The sequence below is a fragment of the Nocardioides ureilyticus genome, assembly GCF_051280745.1.
GTDB lineage: Bacteria > Actinomycetota > Actinomycetes > Propionibacteriales > Nocardioidaceae > Nocardioides.
On the sequence record NZ_JBNCOG010000009.1, the window covers coordinates 28,257 to 45,940 of the forward strand.

The 17,684-nt window shown below is 74.6% G+C and carries 18 protein-coding genes; 9 read left to right on the plus strand and 9 right to left on the minus strand.

Annotated features, from left to right (window positions below; translation table 11 throughout):
• Nucleotides 1–45: 45 nt before the first annotated feature.
• From ACSMHG_RS06825 to ACSMHG_RS06845, 5 genes are all read right to left on the minus strand, one after another.
• Entirely contained in the window at nucleotides 46–588 is a 543-nt protein-coding gene (locus ACSMHG_RS06825; RefSeq protein WP_435743015.1) for an Rv3235 family protein, read from the minus strand.
• Nucleotides 588–1,238, minus strand: coding sequence for a LysM peptidoglycan-binding domain-containing protein (locus tag ACSMHG_RS06830; protein WP_435743017.1), 651 nt, complete (start codon nucleotides 1,236–1,238; stop codon nucleotides 588–590). Before ACSMHG_RS06830 ends, ACSMHG_RS06825 begins: the two co-directional genes overlap by 1 nt.
• Nucleotides 1,239–1,453: 215 nt before the next feature.
• The gene (locus ACSMHG_RS06835) at nucleotides 1,454–3,283 is read right to left on the minus strand and encodes an N-acetylmuramoyl-L-alanine amidase (RefSeq protein ID WP_435743018.1); all 1,830 of its coding nucleotides are present in this window, start codon (nucleotides 3,281–3,283) and stop codon (nucleotides 1,454–1,456) included.
• A 174-nt stretch (nucleotides 3,284–3,457) separates the two neighbouring features.
• Entirely contained in the window at nucleotides 3,458–3,736 is a 279-nt protein-coding gene (locus ACSMHG_RS06840; protein ID WP_435743021.1) for a GlsB/YeaQ/YmgE family stress response membrane protein, read from the minus strand.
• Between the two features lie 97 nt (nucleotides 3,737–3,833).
• On the minus strand, nucleotides 3,834–4,046 hold the full coding sequence (locus tag ACSMHG_RS06845) for a hypothetical protein (protein WP_435743023.1): 213 nt from the start codon (nucleotides 4,044–4,046) through the stop codon (nucleotides 3,834–3,836).
• A 132-nt stretch (nucleotides 4,047–4,178) separates the two neighbouring features.
• Between ACSMHG_RS06845 and ACSMHG_RS06850 the strand changes: the two genes are divergently transcribed.
• The gene (locus ACSMHG_RS06850) at nucleotides 4,179–4,718 is read left to right on the plus strand and encodes a hypothetical protein (RefSeq protein ID WP_435743025.1); all 540 of its coding nucleotides are present in this window, start codon (nucleotides 4,179–4,181) and stop codon (nucleotides 4,716–4,718) included.
• Nucleotides 4,719–4,793: 75 nt separating this feature from the next.
• Here ACSMHG_RS06850 and ACSMHG_RS06855 read toward each other — a convergent pair whose 3' ends face one another.
• Genes ACSMHG_RS06855 through ACSMHG_RS06870 form a run of 4 tightly spaced genes read right to left on the minus strand, consistent with a single transcriptional unit; the run spans nucleotide 4,794 to nucleotide 8,087 of the window.
• Complete coding sequence (locus ACSMHG_RS06855; protein ID WP_435743027.1) at nucleotides 4,794–5,129, minus strand: sec-independent translocase; 336 nt, start codon at nucleotides 5,127–5,129, stop codon at nucleotides 4,794–4,796.
• A 3-nt stretch (nucleotides 5,130–5,132) separates the two neighbouring features.
• Nucleotides 5,133–6,296 (minus strand): Mrp/NBP35 family ATP-binding protein, encoded by a 1,164-nt coding sequence (locus tag ACSMHG_RS06860; RefSeq protein ID WP_435743030.1) that lies wholly within the window; start codon nucleotides 6,294–6,296, stop codon nucleotides 5,133–5,135.
• An 11-nt stretch (nucleotides 6,297–6,307) separates the two neighbouring features.
• Complete coding sequence (locus ACSMHG_RS06865; RefSeq protein ID WP_435743032.1) at nucleotides 6,308–6,847, minus strand: DUF1003 domain-containing protein; 540 nt, start codon at nucleotides 6,845–6,847, stop codon at nucleotides 6,308–6,310.
• Nucleotides 6,840–8,087, minus strand: coding sequence for a magnesium transporter MgtE N-terminal domain-containing protein (locus ACSMHG_RS06870; protein ID WP_435743034.1), 1,248 nt, complete (start codon nucleotides 8,085–8,087; stop codon nucleotides 6,840–6,842). The genes ACSMHG_RS06865 and ACSMHG_RS06870 overlap by 8 nt, the downstream gene beginning before the upstream one ends.
• Before the next feature lie 57 nt (nucleotides 8,088–8,144).
• On the opposite strand from ACSMHG_RS06870, the gene ACSMHG_RS06875 reads away from it, so the two are divergent.
• From ACSMHG_RS06875 to ACSMHG_RS06910, 8 genes are all read left to right on the plus strand, one after another.
• The gene (locus ACSMHG_RS06875; protein WP_435743036.1) at nucleotides 8,145–9,221 is read left to right on the plus strand and encodes a hypothetical protein; all 1,077 of its coding nucleotides are present in this window, start codon (nucleotides 8,145–8,147) and stop codon (nucleotides 9,219–9,221) included.
• Nucleotides 9,218–9,601: a hypothetical protein gene (locus tag ACSMHG_RS06880; RefSeq protein WP_435743038.1), complete on the plus strand. Its 384-nt coding sequence runs from the start codon at nucleotides 9,218–9,220 to the stop codon at nucleotides 9,599–9,601. The genes ACSMHG_RS06875 and ACSMHG_RS06880 overlap by 4 nt, the downstream gene beginning before the upstream one ends.
• A gap of 95 nt (nucleotides 9,602–9,696) precedes the next feature.
• Nucleotides 9,697–11,097 (plus strand): phospholipase D-like domain-containing protein, encoded by a 1,401-nt coding sequence (locus ACSMHG_RS06885; RefSeq protein ID WP_435743040.1) that lies wholly within the window; start codon nucleotides 9,697–9,699, stop codon nucleotides 11,095–11,097.
• A 54-nt stretch (nucleotides 11,098–11,151) separates the two neighbouring features.
• Complete coding sequence (locus ACSMHG_RS06890; RefSeq protein WP_435743042.1) at nucleotides 11,152–13,365, plus strand: RCC1 domain-containing protein; 2,214 nt, start codon at nucleotides 11,152–11,154, stop codon at nucleotides 13,363–13,365.
• Nucleotides 13,362–14,441, plus strand: a complete 1,080-nt coding sequence (locus tag ACSMHG_RS06895; protein WP_435743044.1) for an endonuclease/exonuclease/phosphatase family protein — start codon at nucleotides 13,362–13,364, stop codon at nucleotides 14,439–14,441. Before ACSMHG_RS06890 ends, ACSMHG_RS06895 begins: the two co-directional genes overlap by 4 nt.
• Nucleotides 14,442–14,452: 11 nt before the next feature.
• Entirely contained in the window at nucleotides 14,453–16,045 is a 1,593-nt protein-coding gene (locus tag ACSMHG_RS06900) for a class I SAM-dependent methyltransferase (protein WP_435743046.1), read from the plus strand.
• Nucleotides 16,042–17,349: a DUF6752 domain-containing protein gene (locus tag ACSMHG_RS06905; protein WP_435743047.1), complete on the plus strand. Its 1,308-nt coding sequence runs from the start codon at nucleotides 16,042–16,044 to the stop codon at nucleotides 17,347–17,349. Before ACSMHG_RS06900 ends, ACSMHG_RS06905 begins: the two co-directional genes overlap by 4 nt.
• A gap of 10 nt (nucleotides 17,350–17,359) precedes the next feature.
• The gene (locus ACSMHG_RS06910) at nucleotides 17,360–17,647 is read left to right on the plus strand and encodes a hypothetical protein (RefSeq protein ID WP_435743049.1); all 288 of its coding nucleotides are present in this window, start codon (nucleotides 17,360–17,362) and stop codon (nucleotides 17,645–17,647) included.
• The last annotated feature ends 37 nt before the right edge of the window (nucleotides 17,648–17,684 follow it).

Below are 17,684 nucleotides of genomic sequence, written 5' to 3' on the forward strand. Positions count from 1 at the left end.
CGACCCGGGCCGCACGGCGCTGGTCCTGGCCGCCCCGCTCCGGGGTCAGGCGAAGTCCAGCGCCGTGCAGACCCACCGCGCGCCCTCGTCGGCGTGACGGCCCGGTCGCTGCTCGAACCGGGCGGCCAGCGCCCGTGATCGCGGACCGTAGCGGACGTGGATGCTGCTCTCGACCACCTGCCGGTCGAGGAAGCAGGTGTGCACGCTCATCACCTTCGGGCGCACCGGCTGCGGCCGCCCCTGGCCCGGGCGGTGACCGCCGGCTCGGGCGACGAGCTGCGCACGCCGCTCGAGGTCGGCGTAGACGGTGGTCGAGGTCCAGCGCAGCAGCTGGGTCACCGGTCGGTCGCCACCGACGATCTCCACGGCGGCCTGCGCGAAGCGACGCGACCACTGCTCCACGCCGCGGCGGTGGCGCACGTCGACCGGGACCACCCCGGCGGTGGCGCCGGCCGCCACGTCGGTAGCCGGTGGGTCGAGTCGCGGGCCGAGGTCCAGCGCGAGAGCACCCTGGACGCTCATCGGCGCGATCGCCGGGCCGCGAGCGGGGAACGACAGGACGTCGGCTTCGTGCTGGCTGCGGTTCATCAGGGTGCTCCTTCCTGCGGAGCCGGCGGCAGTCGCAGCCGCTGGCCCGGGTGGATGAGATCCGGGTCGTCCCCGATGACGGCCCGGTTGAGGTCGTGGATGCGGTGCCAGTGGCGCGTCACCTGAGCGGTGTCGGCGGTGCTCGGCAGGGCGGCGGAGGCCAACCCCCAGAGCGAGTCACCCGGGCGCACGACCACCGCGTCGGCGGTTGGTGTCGGCCGGGCGTCGTGCAGCGCCCGGGCGACCCACGCTGCGGTGGACGGCGCCTGCTCCGGCACCACCGGCGGGCGCGTGGTGCGCGGCTGCTCGCCGGCGACCGCCGGGGTGGCCGCGCCGGCGAGGGCGATGCCGCAGGCGAGCAGCACGACCCGACGCACGGCCGGCGGCACGCCGCGGGGACCGTTGCCGCGGCCGCGCGTCCGCCGGGCTTCGAGGGCGACGGCGACGACCGCCAGCCAGAGCCAAGCCATCGCCACCAGCGCGGCCACGGCGCACCCGCCGGTCAGGAGCTCCTCGAAGGAACGATCCGGGCGCGGGACCACCCACGTCGTCGCGGGCCAGGCGGTCGCGAGGACGGCCGCACCCGCGGCCGTGACGGACGAGACGACCGCGAGGCAGCGGGGCGTCGAGCCCGGAGTTGCTTCCGCCATCGTGCCGACCCTTGCGTTTGCCGCGGTTTGTGTCCGGTGACAAGACAACGCGGGCCGGGGGCGTGGGGTCAACCCCCTGTCCACAGGGTCGCCAGCGACCCCGCTCCGGGAGGCCGGCAGAGCCGGGCGGGGTCGAGCCGGGTCGAGCGGCTCAGCGGCCGATCGGCGTCACCGCTCCCAGGGGAGCGGCACGCGCGGAGCCGGGACCGGGTGGGTCAGCGACGACGTGGCTTGACGATGACCTGGTCGGTGGCGCGGGCCCAGGAAGCCTGGGTGTCGCCGGCGAAGACGGCGCGGGCCGCGTAGGTGCCGGGCTCGAGACCGGTCACGACGGTGGTCGCGCGGCCCTCGTCGTCCAGCGGCAGCGTGACCTCGCGGCCGGCCACGATGACGACGACCGAGCCGGTGGGGACGTCCCCGGGGAGGCCCGGGGCCGAGGCGCGCACCCGCAGCCTGGCCTTGCCGCGGCGACCCGCGGCGTCGAGCACCAGGCTGGTCCGCGCCCGTGCGGGGTCGGGCCAGGAGAGGTCCTGGGTGGCCGGCTCGACATCGGACCCGCCGACGCTCACCCGTGCGGAGAGCCGGGCGCCGACGTCCGCGGTCGTGACGGTGTACGTGCGGCCGCTCGCGCCGGCGATCACGGCACCGTCGCGCAGCCAGGTGTAGGACGGCTTCGCGCTGCCGGGGGTCCAGCTCCCGGGACGGATCCGGAGGCGCCGGCCGACCACCGCTGAGCTCGCCGCGGCGAAGGGCTCGGTGATCTCGGCCTCGACCCGCTCCGCGGCCCGGCGGAAGTTAGCGATCCGCACCCGGGTCTTCTCCCGGATGGCCGGCAGCTTGGCGTAGAGGTTGCTGCCGGGGCAGGAGGTGTCGTTGGTGTCACGGTGACCGTCGATGACCGGGAGCGTCGCGGCGCGTCCGGAGCGGTACTTGTCGCTGCCCTCGCTGGTCACCGTCACCCGGCCCACCGGGTCCATGCCGTACCGGTCGAGCTTCCACGCCGCGACCCGGGCGATGGCGGCGATGACGGCGGAGGTCGGCGTGGCCTGGTCGAAGTTGCCGATGACCGAGACGCCGGCGGAGTTGTGGTTGAACCCCAGCGTGTGGGCGCCGCGGACGTTCTTGGCGGCGCCGCCGTAACGGCCGGTCCAGATCCGGCCGAAGCGGTCGACGAGGAAGTTGTAGCCGATGTCGGACCAGCCCAAGCTCTGCGTGTGGTAGGCGTACATCCCGCGGATGAGCGCGGGGACGTCCTCACGTGCGTAGTCGTTGCTGTTGACCGTGTGGTGGACGTGGACCTGCTTGATCGTCGGGATGTACGACGGACTGCCGTCGCGCAGGTTCTCGTTCGCGCCCCACGCCTTGCGGTTGCGGATGTTGGGTCGCGGGACGACGCCCGTGGTCGTCGTCCGGGCGGTCGTCGTGCGGGCGGCCACGACCGCGGCCGACCCCGCCGAGGCGTCGTACGACGCGGGCTGGGCCGTTGCCGGGTCGGCGTCGTCGGCCGGGTCGTCGGCGACCGTGGCAGCGTCGCCGGGCAGGGGAGTGGGGTGCAGCAGGACAAGGGCCAGGCCGGCCGGTCGCTCGCCGTCGACGCGCACCCGGATGCCGTCGGTGGGGCCCACCCAGACGACGTCGGTGCCGACGGTCGGGCTGGCGTCGAGGCTGTCGGGGTCCGGCGCCTCGTGGGCGTGTGGGGCGGGCTGCCACGGCTGCCAGCTGCCGTCGCGGCGGACGCTCATCTCGATCGCCGGCTCGGCGGCGCCACGCGGCCAGGTGAAGCCCACCATCGAGAAGGTGGTCGTCGCCATCCGTGCGGAGGCGCGTCCCCCGGGCGCGGAGCCACCGACGAGGACGTCCTCGTCGAGGGGGACGGAGAGCGACTCGACCCCCATGTCGTCACCGGCGCTGAGCTGCAGCCGGCCGTCGGCGGGTCGGTCGTCACCGCCGAGCAGCCCGGTGCGGGCAGCAGTGCCCAGTCCGGCCACGGCGGCGGTCCCCCCGGCCAGGGCCAGGAGGAGCGGGCGGCGTCCAGTCGTCGTCACGCTGACATCATCCGTCACAACCGTCCCGATCGCCACGTCGCCGGGCCGAACGGATGAGCCGGGATGGTCCGTCGGGAGGGGCCGGGCACAGCAGGAGGCGTGGCCGCGCTGGGTGCGCGACCACGCCTCCGTGGTGCTGGGCCGGGCGAGGCGCGTGCGCCACGCCCGGTGGTCTCAGCGGTGGGCGTGCGTGCGGTTGCGGCCCGTCAGGGTCGAGGCCAGCACGACCAGGACGGCCGCGATGGCGATCGAGACGGCCCAGCGGACCCAGTCGATGCCAGGCGAGCCATCGCCGCCGAAGGCCTGGTAGACGACGAGGCCGAGGAGGACACCGCCGATGCCGCACAGCAGCGTCAGCCAGATCGGGGTGTTGTCCTTGTCGCCAGGGGCGACGAGCTTGCCGAGCAGGCCGATGATCAGGCCCGCGACGATGATTCCGACGATCTCCCACATATTCGGGCTCCTTCGTTCTCTCGGGGTTGAGGGGCGCAGTGGCGCCTGTGGTGAGGCGGTACCCCCAGCGCTCGCGGCGCACGCCTCCCCCGATCGGTCAGTCCTCGGTGTGCCCCGTCCGCGCCCCGACCACCGACTCGCCGAGGAGCCGCTCGAGCACGGCGGCCGCGGCCGGGAGGAGGAGGATGCCCCCGACCACCAGCGGGTAGCTCGCCAGCGGGCCCTCGCCGGCGAGCGAGAGCTGGATGCCGAGCCCGGTCACCGCCGCGGAGGCCACCAGGCACAGCCCCCACCACATCTGCATCGTCATCGTCTCCACCTCGGTCCCGGACGGGCCCGCGGCCGTCCCGCGGTGCCTCGGGGTCCATGGTCAGGGACGACCGCCGGCTCTGTCCGTGGATCGCGGAACCCCGCGGCGTGCGCCACGCCCTAGGGTCGGCCCATGGCGTGGGAGCAGGAGCTGTTCGGGCTGCTCGAGGACCTCGAGCAACAGGCGGAGGCGGCGTACGACGCCGAGCGCGCCGCCGAGCTCGCCGACCGCAGCCGTGCGGAGTACCAGCAGGTCACCCTCGCCTCACGGCTCGTCGCCTCGATCGGCACCGAGCTCGCGCTCGAGGTCCGGGGGGTGGGCACGCTCGCCGGCTCGCTCGAGCGGGTCGCGGACGGCTGGTGCCTGCTCCACGGCCGCGGCCAGGACTGGGTCGTCCGGCTCGCGGCGGTCCTCGCCGTGCACGCGGCCTCGGACCGGTCGGTGCCCGAGCTCGCCTGGCCCGTGACCGCGCGGCTCGGGCTCCGGTCGGCGCTGCGCCGGCTGGCGGACCTCTCCGCCCGGTGCGTGTGGCACACCGTCGACGGCGGTCGGTACGAGGGCGTGGTCACGCGGGTGGGTAGCGACTTCGCCGAGGTCCGGGTGGGCGAGGCCCACCGGGTGGTGCTGCTGCCCTTCGACGCGCTGGCGGCGGTCCAGAGCCGCGAGGACTGACCCCCGAGGACTGACCCCCGAGGACTGAGCCCGAGGACTGGGCCCGAGGACTGGGCCCCAGAGGATCGGGCCGGGTCAGGTCGCGTCGACGTCGTACGGCGGGACCTCGCCGTCCGCGAGCGGCCGCAGGCCGCGCCGCTTGGGGCGGGCCGACTCCTCCTCGGCGTCCTCCATCGCCTCCATCACGTGCTTGCGGACGATGGCGCGAGGGTCGAGGTCGCGCAGCTCCAGGTCGGCGTACTCGGGGCCGAGCTCGTCGCGCAGCTCGTCACGCGCGGCGTTCGCGAGCTGGCGCGCCTTGCGGAGGAACTGCCCCGCCTGCTTGGCCAGGTCGGGCAGCCGGTCCGGGCCGAACACGAGCACCGCCACGAAGGCGATGACTGCCATCTCGGTGAGGCCGACCCCGAACACGGGTCAGAACTTAGCGGTGGGGGTGAGTCCCAGCTGCATCCCGGCCAGGCCTCGGCCGCGGCCGGACAGCGTCGCGGCGACCTTGGTGAGGACCTGCGCGGCGGGGGCGGTGGGGTCGGCGTCGACGATCGGCTTGCCGACGTCGCCGCCCTCGCGGAGGGAGATGTCGAGCGGCACCTGCCCGAGCACGGGCACGTCGTACCCGAACCGGGAGGACAGCGTCTGGGCGACGCGCTCGCCGCCGCCGGAGCCGAAGACCTCGAGCCGGTGCTCCTTGCCCTCGCTGGTGCAGTGCGGGCACGGCAGGTAGCTCATGTTCTCGACGACGCCGACGACCCGCTGGTGCATCATCGAGGCCATCGTGCCGGCGCGCTCGGCGACCTCGGCGGCGGCCTCCTGCGGCGTGGTCACGACGACGACCTCGGCGCCGGGCAGGTGCTGGCCGAGCGAGATCGCGACGTCACCGGTGCCCGGAGGCAGGTCCAGGAGGAGCACGTCGAGGTCGCCCCAGTAGACGTCGGCGAGCATCTGCACGAGTGCCCGATCGAGCATCGGCCCACGCCAGGCGACCACCTGGTCGCGGCGGGGCTTGAGCATCCCGATGGAGATGACCGAGACGCCGCTGGGCGTCGGCACCGGCATGATCAGGTCCTCGACCTGGGTCGGCCGTGCGTCGGCGACACCGAGCATGGCGGGCACCGAGTGGCCGTAGATGTCGGCGTCGACGACGCCGACCTTCATGCCCTGGGCGGCCATCGCCAGGGCGAGGTTCACGGTGACCGAGGACTTGCCGACACCGCCCTTGCCGCTGGCGATCGCGAAGACCTTGGTGAGGTTGCCCGGCTGGGCGAACGGGATCTCCCGCTGGGCGGCGCCGCCGCTGAGCACGTCCTTGAGGCCGGCGCGCTGCTCGGCCGTCATCACGCCGAGCTCCAGCTCGACGCCGACGATGCCCGGGACCTTCTCCACGGCCGTCGTCACGTCGCGGTTGATCGTGTCCTTGAGGGGGCAGCCGGCGACGGTGAGCAGCACGGTCACGTGGGCGACGCCGGAGCCGTCGACGGTGACCGACTCCACCATGCCCAGCTCGGTGATGGGGCGCTTGATCTCGGGGTCGTTGACCGTCGCGAGTGCAGCGTTGACCTTGTCGACCAGCCCGGTGCTCATGATCATCGAGTCTAGGTCGCCGCCGGGTCGGACCGGTCATCGGCGGACCCGGCGAGACGCGACTCACGCTCCTCGAGCTCCTGGACCAGCGAGCGCATCTCCGAGCGGAGGAAGTCGCGGGTGGCGACCTCGCCGACCGACATCCGCAGCGAGGCGACCTCGCGGGCCAGGAACTCCATGTCGGCGTGGGCCCGGGCGTCGGCCTGGCGGTCCTGCTCCGCGATCACCCGGTCCCGCGCCTCCTGCCGGTTCTGGGCCAGCAGGATGAGCGGCGCGGCGTACGACGCCTGCAGGCTCAGCATGAGCGTGAGGAAGATGAACGGGTAGTCGTCGAAGCGCACCCGCTCGGGCGCCAGGAGGTTCCAGCAGACCCAGATGACCACGAAGCCCGTCATGTAGAGCAGGAACCGGGCGGTGCCCATGAACCGTGCGAACTGCTCGGCGAAGACGCCGAAGGTGTCGGGGTCGTACGTCGGGCGCCGGACGAGGGTGCGGCGGGTCTCCCGCGGGGTGTCCAGCCGCGGACCCCGGCTGGTGCGGCCCTCAGCCATGGCGCACCGCCCGGTCCCGCCAGCCCGCCGGCAGCATGTGGTCGAGCAGGTCGTCGACGGTGACCGCCCCGAGGAGGTGGCCGTTCTCGTCGACGACCGGCGCGGCGACCATGTTGTACGTCGCGAGGTGGGCGGCCACCTGGTCGATCGTCGCCTCCGGCTTGAGGTTCTCCATGGAGTCGTCGAGCGCGCCCGCCACCAGCGTGGAGGGCGGCTCGCGCAGCAGCCGCTGGATGTGGGCCACCCCGAGCAGGCGCCCGGTGGGCGTCTCCAGCGGCGGTCGGCACACGTAGACCAGCGCGGCCAGCGACGGGGTGAGCTCGGGGTTGCGGACGTGGGCGAGCGCGTCGGCCACGGTCGCGTCGGGGCCGAGGATGACCGGCTCGGGCGTCATCATGGCGCCGGCGGTGTCCTCGACGTACGACATCAGGCGGCGCACGTCGTCCGCCTCAGCCGGCTCCATCAGGCTCAGCAGCGCCTCGGCCGCCTCGGGCGAGAGCTCGGCGATCAGGTCGGCGGCGTCGTCGGCCGACATCTCCTCGAGGACGTCGGCGGCGCGCTCGGAGTCGAGGTGGCTGAGGATCTCGACCTGGTCCTCCTCGGGCAGCTCCTCAAGGACGTCGGCGAGCCGCTCGTCGTCGAGCGCGGCGACGACGGCCGTCCGGCGCTCCTTCGGCAGGTCGTGGATCATGCTGGCAGCGTCGGCGGGGCGCATCTCGTTGAGCGCGTGCACGAGGTGGGTGGCGCCCTGGGTCTGCTCCCGTCGGGTCAGGCCGACGACGTCGCGCCACTCGACGACGTGGGTCTGGCCGCGGCGGCGCAGCCCCTTGGCCGGCTCCTGCACGGCGACCCGGCTCAGCACCCAGTCCCGGTTGCGGGCCTGCTCCATGGCCACGTCGTAGACCGTGCCGCTCACCCCGCTGGAGGGGATCGTCACCTGTCGGTCGAGCATCTCGCCGATCACCAGCGTCTCGGTCGACCGCTGCTCGAACCGGCGCATGTTGAGCAGCCCGGTCGTGTAGACCTGGCCGGCGTCGATGTTGGTCACCCGGGTCATCGGCACGAAGATCCTCCGGCGTCCGAACACCTCGGCCACCATGCCCAGCACGCGTGGCTGGTTGACCTCCGACCGCACCGCGACCACCAGGTCGCGGACCTTCGCCACCTGGTCGCCCTGGGGGTCGAAGATCGGCAACCCGACCAGTCGGGCCGCGTAGACGCGGACAGGCGTGGTGCTCACGGAGCGAGGCTAGCGGCCCACCCGCCGCCGGAGCGGTCCGGTGCGAGGATGGCGGACGTGCGCGTCGTCCTCCACGTCGGGCTGCCCAAGACGGGCACGACCTACCTCCAGTCGCTGCTCGCGACGCACCGGGAGGCCCTGCGTGCCGGCGGGGTGCTCTACCCCTTCCTGCGGCCGGGCGCGATGTTCCACGCCGCGGTCGAGGTCCGTGGCTCCCACGATCGGTTCGGGCTCGCGGCGCGCGAGGTCGCCGGCACCTGGTCGGCGCTGGTGGACCGGGCACGCGGCTGGGACGGCGTGGCGGTGCTGGGGCACGAGGTGCTGGCCGGCGCCACCCCCGCCCAGGTCGAGGCGACCCTCGCGCCGCTGGCGGGGGTCGAGGTCGACGTGGTCGTCACCGCGCGGGACCTCGGCCGGCAGGTGACCGCGCACTGGCAGGAGGAGGTCAAGCGGGGGGACGTCCGCTCCTTCGCGGAGCTGGAGGCGAGCGAGCTGCGGGCCGACACCGGCCGCGACGTCGGCCCCGACGCCGGCGGCCGACGCCCGCACTTCTGGCACGCCCAGGACTGGGTGTGGGCGCTGCAGCGCTGGTCCGCCCCGCTCCCGCCCGAGCGGGTCCACCTGGTCGTCTGCCCGCCCCCCGGAGCGGAGCCGCTGGAGCTGTGGCGCCGCTTCGCCGCCGCCGGCCGGCTCGACCCTGCGCTGGTCGAGGGGCCGGCCGAGGCGCTCGCCAACCCGTCACTGGGCGCGCCGGAGATCGCGCTGCTCCGTGCGGTCAACCGCGAGCTCGCCGGCCGCCTCGGCCCCGCCGAGCACAACCGCGTCGTCAAGAAGCAGTACGCCGAGGGGGAGCTCGCGGCGCGCCGCTCGCCGCGGCCCCGGGCCCCGCACCGGCTCCGGGCCCTGCTCGAGGGCGTGACCGAGCAGTGGCTCGGGGAGCTCGCGGCGGGCGCCCACCCGCTGCACGGCCCGTCCGCGGAGCTGTGGCCGGTGCTCGGCGGGCCGGGGGACCCCGACCCCGACGTGCCGCCCCCGGCCGGCGAGGACCCGGCGCGGATCGCGGCCCGCCTGCTCGAGGAGGCCGGCCGCGGCCCTCGGCGACGCGGGCTGTTCCGGCGTACAGTGCGGCCATGACCCCTCGTCGGTCCGCCACCCTGCTCGCGCCGCTGGCGCTGGGCGCCGCCCTCCTCACCGGTTGTGGCGAGGACGCGGGTACGACCGCTGCGGACCCCGCCGCCTCGGCGTCGAGCCCGGCGGCATCGGAGCCATCGGAGCCCGCCGGGCCCGCCTGCACCGACGTCTGGACCGAGGGTGCCACGCTGCCGCGCGGCTACGACGGGTGCGTGGACGCCGGGGCGTGGGTCGCGATGGACGGGCGCTACTGCGAGTTCGGCAAGCCGTTGGTCACCCACGAGCGGTTCTACGCCGTGCCCGGGGGACGGATCGCGGAGGCGGCCGGTGAGCTGGTCGAGGATCCGGCGTACCAGGACGTCCTGCGCAAGTGCAGCGGCTGAGCCGTTGCGGGGGTAGCCTTCCGCCCGGGACGACCGTCCCCGGACAGCCTCGGCCCCGGGCTGGTCGTCCTCTCGTCTCCGGAGTGTGAACCCGCGTGCGCCGTCTCTCCGCCGCGACCGTGCTCGCCGCCGTCCTGGCCCTCCTCGCCGGGCTGCTCGGCGCCTCGCCGTCCATCGCCCAGCCGTCGTCCAGCCAGCCGTCGTCCAGCGAGCCCGCCGTCGAGGCCGCGCCCGAGCGGCTCGCCGCGCCGACGCGCCGGGTGAAGCCAGCGCCGATGCGCTACACCCCGCCGGTCGGCGTCCGGGTCAACGACCCGCTCGGCGACCGGGAGGCGCGCCGCCGGATCATCGGCCACCTGATCCGCACGATCAACAGCGTGCCGGGGCGGGAGAAGATCCGGTTCGCGAGCTGGAACATCCGCAGCGACGACATCGTCGACGCGCTGATCGCGGCGCACAACCGCGGCGTCTCCGTGCGGGTGGTGCTCGACCGGCTGAACGCCAACAAGGAGAACGTCAACGAGGGCGTGAACCGGATGCAGGCGGCCTTCAAGAAGCGGGAGGCCAACCGCAGGGCCGAGATGAAGAGCGACGTGCGCAAGTGCGTGAGCTCGTGCCGCAACCGCAGCGGCATCGCGCACACCAAGTTCTTCCTCTTCAGCAAGGCCGGGCGGGCCGAGGACGTCGTCATCTACGGCTCCAACAACGCCACGGACCTCGCCGCCTACGGCCAGTGGAACGACGTCTTCACCATCCGCAACCGCGCCAACATCTACGCCGAGTTCGAGCACGTCTTCGACCAGATGCGCAAGGACAAGGTCGTCCGGCAGGCCTACGAGTCCTACGAGCACGGCCCCTACACGTCGTACTTCTACCCCTACCGCGGCGCAGGCACCCAGGAGGACCCGCTGCTGCGCGACCTCAACGACATCGTGTGCGCCGGGGCGACCGGCGGCACCGGCACCAACGGCATGACCAAGATCCGCATCGCCCAGACCTCGATGCACGGCGAGCGGGGCAAGGCCATCGCCCAGCGGCTGCGGACGATGTGGCAGCGCGGCTGCGACATCAAGATCGTCTACGCCGTCTTCGGCAACAACGTCCTCAACATCCTGCGCAACACCGGCCGGGGCCCCGTCCCGCACCGGCAGATCGCCCAGGACTGGAACTTCGACGGCGTCTACGACCGCTACCTGCACATGAAGTACATGGCGGTCAGCGGTCGGTACCAGGGCAAGACCGACGCCGAGGTCACGTGGAACGGCTCGGCGAACTGGACCAGCGTCGCGCTGGTCAGCGACGAGATCGTGATGCGGATCTACGGCGCCGGCGTCCGCAAGCAGTACGCCGACTGGGTCGACCACCTCTACGCCAACCCGCCGGCCTACAGCCGCAACCCGCGCGTGCAGAAGCAGCGCGAGACGCAGGCGCTGCTCGCCCGCAGGGCGCTGGTGGCCCGGGGCGGCAACCCCTACGCCGGCATCCAGGTCAACTGATCACTCCCGCGCGGCGCCGCGGCGCGCGCGTGGTCGCGGCCTAGGTTGACCTCCGTGCGACGTCAGGGCAGCCAGGCCCTCCTGCTGATCGCCGCCGCCGTCGTCTCGGTGGCGGTGGTCGCGGCGCTCCTCCACACCGGCTCGGCTCGGAGCGACCGGCAGGAACGGGACCGCGCCGTGCTCGGCGCCGCGACGGCCGTGGCGGTCGAGTCCTGCGCCGACCTCCTGGTCCTCGGCGTGGACGGTGCCGGCGAGACGCCGCGGAGCGGCCAGACCTTCGGCCGCACCGTCCAGGCCACCGCCCGGGCCCTCACCCGCGTCGCCCGCGAGGCCGGCCGGACCGTGGAAGCGGTGCGGGTGCCGATGGCCTCCCGGCCCGTGACGGCCCTCGTCGCCCCCCGGGCCCGCCGGGACCGTGCGCTGCGGGCCGTGACCCGTGCACGGGCCGGCGCCTGGATGCGTCCCGTCCCGGCAGCGACGGACGCGCTCCTGTCGCTCCTGGACCGCAGGGCCGTCGACTGCCCCGACCAGCAGGTCGGACTCGTCGGCCACGCCCAGGGCGCCGCCGCGGTGCACCGAGCCCTCGACGTCCTCGCGGAGCGACCCGACGGGCTGGCGCGGGTGGCCGGGGCCGCGCTCGTCTCGGACCCCGACCGGCGGGCGGGTACGTCGGCGACCGCCCTCGGCGCACCGCCGGCCGCCCGCGGGCGCAGCGGGATCGCGACCCGGCTGCTGGCGGCCGGGCCCGACGTGCCGGCCCCCACCCCGACGTACGCCGTGTGGAGCGTGTGCACCGACGGCGACCTGGTCTGCGACCCGAGGAACACCCCGGTCCGGGCCGCCGTCCGGACCGCCCGGTCCTACGCCTCGGGGCCCGGTGCGGCCGCGGTCCGTCGGGCCGCCCGGGCGCTGGTGGCCCGCGCGACGTCGTGGCCGGTGCCGCGCCCCGACGTCCAGGTGGCCACGGCCACCCTGGGCCAGCCGTTCCGGCTCCAGCTGGAGGTGTCGGTCGACCCCGCCGCGGGCCCCGGAGTCGTCTGGGAGGACCCGCAGCACGTGCCGGCGGGCCTGGTGCTCGACGCCGACGGCCTGCTCGCAGGCACGCCGGAGCAGGCGGGGACGTGGAACATCTCCTACCGGGTCCGTGGCACCACGCCGGCGACGACGGCCACGACCGGGGTGGTCGTGCTGACCGTCCCCGCCGGCCCCGCCGCCGTCACCGCCGGCGGCCAGGTCTCCTGCGCCGTGCGCGACGACGGCACCGCCTGGTGCTGGGGGCGCAACAGCCACGGGCAGCTCGGCGACGGCACGACGACCACTCGCCTGACGCCGGTCGAGGTGGCGGGTGACGACCGTTGGAGGACCCTCAGCACCAGCGGCTCCACCACCTGCGGCATCCGCACCGAGGGCTCGCTGTGGTGCTGGGGCCTGGACAACTTCGGCCAGCTCGGCATCGGGAAGGGCCGGCCACGGACCACGCCGGTGCAGGTAGGTGCCGACACCACGTGGACCTCGGTCAGCACCAGCTGGTTCCACACGTGCGGGACCCGGCAGAACGGCACGCTGTGGTGCTGGGGGCAGAACCTGCGCGGCCAGCTCGGCGACGGCACCTACCGCCACCGGGGCCGGCCCACCCGCGTGGGCACCGGCCGCGACTGGGCCACCGTGACGACCGGCGGCTACTTCACGTGCGGCACCAAGCTGGACGGGACGGCGTGGTGCTGGGGCCAGAACACCTTCGGCCAGCTCGGCAACGCCAGGCCCGAGCCGCAGCCGGTGCCGCAGCCGGTGCCGCAGCCCGGGGCGACACCGGGTCCGGCACAGCAGTGGGCGCGACTGGACGCGGGCTGGGGCCACACCTGCGGAGTGAGCGTCGCCGGCGCCGCCCTGTGCTGGGGGCTCAACGCCGACGGCCAGCTGGGCAGCGCCCGCCGCGCGCCGCGGCGTACGCCGGAACCGGTGGCGGGCCAGCAGATCTGGACTAGCATCAGCACCGGCGACGCCACCACGTGCGGCGTCGACAACGCCGGTCAGGCCTGGTGCTGGGGCAGCGGGCGCTACGGGCAGGTCGGCGACGGCACCCGGGGCGACCGGACGGTCCCGGTCCCGGTCGGGGGAGGGCACGCCTGGCTCTCGCTCGACACCGGCTGGTTCCACGCCTGTGGTGGCACGGCGCGGGGTGGTACGGCGTGCTGGGGCAACAACGAGGTGGGGCAGGTCGGCGACGGCAGCAGCACCGATCGACCGGTTCCGGAGGAGGTCTCGTGAGCGGTCCCCTCGACGAGCAGTCGGCCGAGCGGGAGCTGGAGCGCCGCGCCGAGCGGCGGGCGGCCCTCGGCACGGTGGGCGGCGTCGTGGCCGTCGTCGCGGTGGTCGCCCTGGCCAACCTGCTGCCCGGCGGCGGAGGAGAGCCGGCCGCGGGCCCGGCGGCGTCCCCGTCCGCGAGCCGCACGAGCGCCGCCGAGCTGGCCCGGTTGAGCCCGCAGGAGGTGGCCGAGGCGGCGCTGCTCGACCGCGGTGACGTGGCGCCCCAGGCCCTGCAGCGGGTGCCTCGCGGCGCCGAGGAGCTGGCGCGCCGCGCACAGGACGAGGCGGCCGACGACCCGTACTCCTTCACGCTGACGACCTTCAACATCCTCGGCAGCCAGCACACCGCCCCCGGGGGCTCGGCTGCGGAGTACGCGCCCGGCCGGCTCCGGACCGAGTGGGCCGCCGGACTGGTGGCCTCCTACGGCGCCTCGATCGTCGGGTTGCAGGAGATCCAGGCCGACCAGGTCGAGGCCCTCGGCCGGGCCACCGGTGGCCGCTTCGAGTTCTGGCCCGGCGCGGCGCTGGGCGGCAAGGGCATCCCGCAGTCGCTCATGTGGGACACCTCGGTGTGGACCGCGACCTACCGCGATTCGATCACGGTGCCGTTCATGGGCGGCACCCGGCCGCAGCCGGTGGTGCGCCTGCAGCACCTGGAGACAGGCCGCGAGGTCTACGTCGTCAACGTCCACAACTCGCCCAAGGACCGCCAGGGCCGGGAGGACGAGCGGGACAAGGCGGAGCAGATCGAGGTCGCCGCGGTCAACACGCTGAAGCGCGACGGCATCCCCGTCTTCATCATCGGCGACTTCAACGAGCACGAGGACGCCTTCTGCCGGTTCACCGGCCAGGCGGGGCTCCAGGCCGCGAACGGCGGCAGCAACGACGGCACCTGCCGGCCGCCGCGGCCGATGCGGGTCGACTGGATCTTCGGCACCCGGGACGTGCAGTTCTCCGGCTTCCGGATGGACACCGGCCCCCTGGTCCGCCGCATCACCGACCACGCCGTCATCACGACCCAGGTGTCGGTGCCGTAGCCTCACGCCTCATGGTGGACGACGCGGGTACCGACGCGCGACCGCGCGTCGACGACGCCGGGGTCCACCTGCCGGACGGCTTCGAAGGCTCCGCCGACGTGCTCTTCGACGGCCACCACGCCTGGTCCTTCGCGGCGGGGCCGGGCGAGCGGTTCGTCGCCTGGCCGAAGCGGATGACCCGGTGGCTCGACGGGACCTCGCAGGTCCGGGTGGTCGCCGCCGGCACCGAGATCTTCGCCGGTGAGGTCGTCTTCGGCAGCGGCGACGGGCGCGTCCGCTTCGTCGACAAGGACGGCATCCCCGTCATGATCGACAAGTGGGGGCTGCTCCAGCGCCCCTTCTCCGGACGTGACACCCGGGTCGTGGAGCAGATGGTCGAGGTCACCGAGCAGATCCTCGACGTGATGCGCACCGAGTGCGGGGTCGACGGCTGGATCGCCTTCGGCACGCTGCTCGGTGCCGCCCGCGAGGGCGCGGTGATCGGGCACGACTCCGACATCGACCTCGCGTACCTCAGCGAGCGGGACACCCCTGCCGAGATGGCGCTGGAGCTGTGGGGGATCGCCCGGGCCCTGCGGGCCCACGGCATGCGGGTCCTGCACAAGTCGGCGGCGTTCATCACGGTCCTCTTCAGCTCGCCGGACGGCGGCACGGCCAGCATCGACGTCTACACCTGCTTCTACATCGGCGACCTGCTCCACGAGACCGCGACGGTGCGGCGCCGCGTCCCCAGGAGCGCCATCGTGCCGCTGCGGGAGATCTCCTTCGAGGGCCGGATGCTGCCCGCGCCGGCGGACCCGGACGCCATGCTCACCGTGTCCTACGGACCCGGCTGGCGGGTGCCCGACCCGTCGTTCCGCCACGAGCCCGGACCGGAGGTGACCGACCGCTTCGACGGCTGGTTCTCCTCCCTCATGCGCCAGCGACGCGACTGGGAGCGGTACCTGGCCGACCTGGCGCAGGAAGAGGGGCACGGGCCGTCTGGGTTCGCCGACTGGGTGGCCGACCGGTTGCCGGTGGGCGACGGGGAGGACGCCGTGCGGGTCGTCGAGCTCGGGGCCGGCACGGGCCAGGACGCCCTGCGCCTGGCCGAGCGGGGCCACCGGGTCCTCGCCCTGGACTACGGCCGTCAGAGCCTGCGTGCCCCCGCCAGGCGGGCCCGGCGCGACGGGCTCCCCGTCGACTTCGACCACCTCAACCTCTACGACCTGCGCGACGTGCTGACTCGCGGCGCGTTGGTCGCCCGCGACCGCGCCCGACGACAGGCCGTCTACGCCCGGGAGCTCCTGGAGGCGCTCGAGCCGGACGGCGCCGAGAACTTCTGGCGCTTCGTCTCGATGACGCTGCGCACCGGTGGGACGGCCTACCTCGCGGGCTGGGCGCTGTCACCGGCCGACGCCAGCGAGCACCGGGCCGAGCGGGGCGGTGGCCGGCTGCACCCGGTCGACCCTCGCGTGCTGGAGGGCCGGGCGGTCCGCGCCGGTGGCCGGGTCGTCCACCGGGAGGGCTTCCTCGCCGCCGCCGCGGCGGTGGCCGGCGGGGCTCCCGCGCAGTGGAGGATGATCATCGAGTGGCCCGAGCGGCCGAGGGAGGACCAGCAGTGACCGACCGCGTCTACCTGCACGTCGGCGCTCCGAAGTCCGGGACGACCTACCTGCAGCAGATCCTCGAGGCGAACCGCGGCGTGCTGGCCGACGCCGGGGTGCTCGTCGTCGGCGAGACCCACCTGGAGCGGGTGCACGCGGCGATGGTGGTCCGCGAGGACCCCCGCCTCGACTCCCTCCCCGCCCGCGCCGCGGGCGCCTGGGACCGCCTGGTCGCGGAGGTCCGCGGTTGGCGGGGTCCGGTCGCCGTGCTCAGCTACGAGCTCCTCGCCGGTGCCTCGGCCGACCAGGTGGCGCGGGTCCTCCGCGACCTGGACGGCATCGAGGTGCACGTCGTCATCACGGCCCGTGACCTCGGTCGGTCGGTGCCGTCGGCGTGGCAGGAGCGGTTGAAGTTCGCGCTCACCACGCCGCTCGAGCGCTGGCGGCCCCGCCCCGAGTCGGCCGGCGTCCGGGCGGAGTGGGGCTGGCGGACGATGGACCCGGCGGGTGTCGCCGCCCGCTGGGGAGCCGAGCTCCCGCCCGCACGGGTGCACGTGGTGACCGTCCCGACCACTCCCGGCGACGAGCACGAGCTGTGGCGCCGGTTCGCGGCGGCGTGCGGGATCGAGGCGCCCGGCCTGCGGCTCGACCTGGAGCGGGTGAACGAGTCGATGGGCCTGGTCTCGGCCGAGCTGCTGCGGCGGGTCAACGAGAAGGTCCGGGAGCCGATCACCGGCAACCGCGAGCAGGCGCTGTGGCTGCGCGACACCCTGGCGCACGGCGTCCTGGCGCAGCTGGGCCGGGAGCCCATCGGCCTGACCGACGAGCAGTACGCCGACGCGGCGCAGCGCGCGGACGCAGCCGTCGTGGCTCTCGCGGCGGCCGGCTACGACGTCCGTGGTGACCTCGAGGACCTGCGGGCGACCCGACCGCAGGCGCGCACGCCGGGCGAGGCCGCGGAGGGCGAGCTGCTCGAGGTGGCGGTCGAGGCCATCGTGCGCCTGCTCCTCCTCGTCCGCGAGCGCACGCACGAGCGGGACGCCGCCCGGCGTGCCTCGGTCGCGAACCCCGACGAGCCCCGGGTCGTCGCGCTCGGGAAGGGCGTCGTCCGCCGGATCACCGCCCCGCGGGTGGAGAGCCGCGCCGAGGACCTGCGCGCCCGGATCGCCCAGCTCGAGGAGGAGGTCGCGCGCAGCCGTGAGCTCCAGCTGCGGGTGGCCGAGCTCTCCGACGTCGTCACCGAGCTGCTCCTGCCGCCCCGGTCGACCGACGGCCGGGTGACCGCGAAGGCGCTCAACACCTACCGGAACCAGTCGCTGTGAGGGGCGCGCGATGAGGCGTCGGCTCCGCTCACCCGACGTGCTGCGCCGGGTCGCCGCGGGCACGGGGGTGGAGGAGGTCGCCGAGCTCGCCCGGCAGGTCGAGGAGCTGGCCGAGGCGGTCGAGGAGAACGCCGCGCTCGAGGTGCCGCTCACCGCGCTGGTGGCGGACCTCGAGCGGTCCCTGGTCGAGCCGCTGGAGCGCCGCCTGCGGATGCTGGGACTGGAGGTGGGGGATGCCCGGCCGGCCGGCCCGGCAGGTGTGAACCGCGACATACCGCCGACTTCTACCGACCGGTAACCTCGGTCGCGGGCCACCGCACGAGCCGGCCCCAGAC

What these genes read in the sequence shown, in the direction of transcription:
- ACSMHG_RS06845 (WP_435743023.1), bottom strand. Translation starts at nt 4,046, where the DNA reads ATGACGATGCAGATGTGGTGGGGGCTGTGCCTGGTGGCCTCCGCGGCG.
- ACSMHG_RS06900 (WP_435743046.1), top strand. Translation starts at nt 14,453, where the DNA reads ATGGTGGACGACGCGGGTACCGACGCGCGACCGCGCGTCGACGACGCC.
- ACSMHG_RS06830 (WP_435743017.1), bottom strand. Translation starts at nt 1,238, where the DNA reads ATGGCGGAAGCAACTCCGGGCTCGACGCCCCGCTGCCTCGCGGTCGTC.
- ACSMHG_RS06850 (WP_435743025.1), top strand. Translation starts at nt 4,179, where the DNA reads ATGGCGTGGGAGCAGGAGCTGTTCGGGCTGCTCGAGGACCTCGAGCAA.
- ACSMHG_RS06880 (WP_435743038.1), top strand. Translation starts at nt 9,218, where the DNA reads ATGACCCCTCGTCGGTCCGCCACCCTGCTCGCGCCGCTGGCGCTGGGC.
- ACSMHG_RS06860 (WP_435743030.1), bottom strand. Translation starts at nt 6,296, where the DNA reads ATGAGCACCGGGCTGGTCGACAAGGTCAACGCTGCACTCGCGACGGTC.
- ACSMHG_RS06825 (WP_435743015.1), bottom strand. Translation starts at nt 588, where the DNA reads ATGAACCGCAGCCAGCACGAAGCCGACGTCCTGTCGTTCCCCGCTCGC.
- ACSMHG_RS06840 (WP_435743021.1), bottom strand. Translation starts at nt 3,736, where the DNA reads ATGTGGGAGATCGTCGGAATCATCGTCGCGGGCCTGATCATCGGCCTG.
- ACSMHG_RS06865 (WP_435743032.1), bottom strand. Translation starts at nt 6,847, where the DNA reads ATGGCTGAGGGCCGCACCAGCCGGGGTCCGCGGCTGGACACCCCGCGG.
- ACSMHG_RS06910 (WP_435743049.1), top strand. Translation starts at nt 17,360, where the DNA reads ATGAGGCGTCGGCTCCGCTCACCCGACGTGCTGCGCCGGGTCGCCGCG.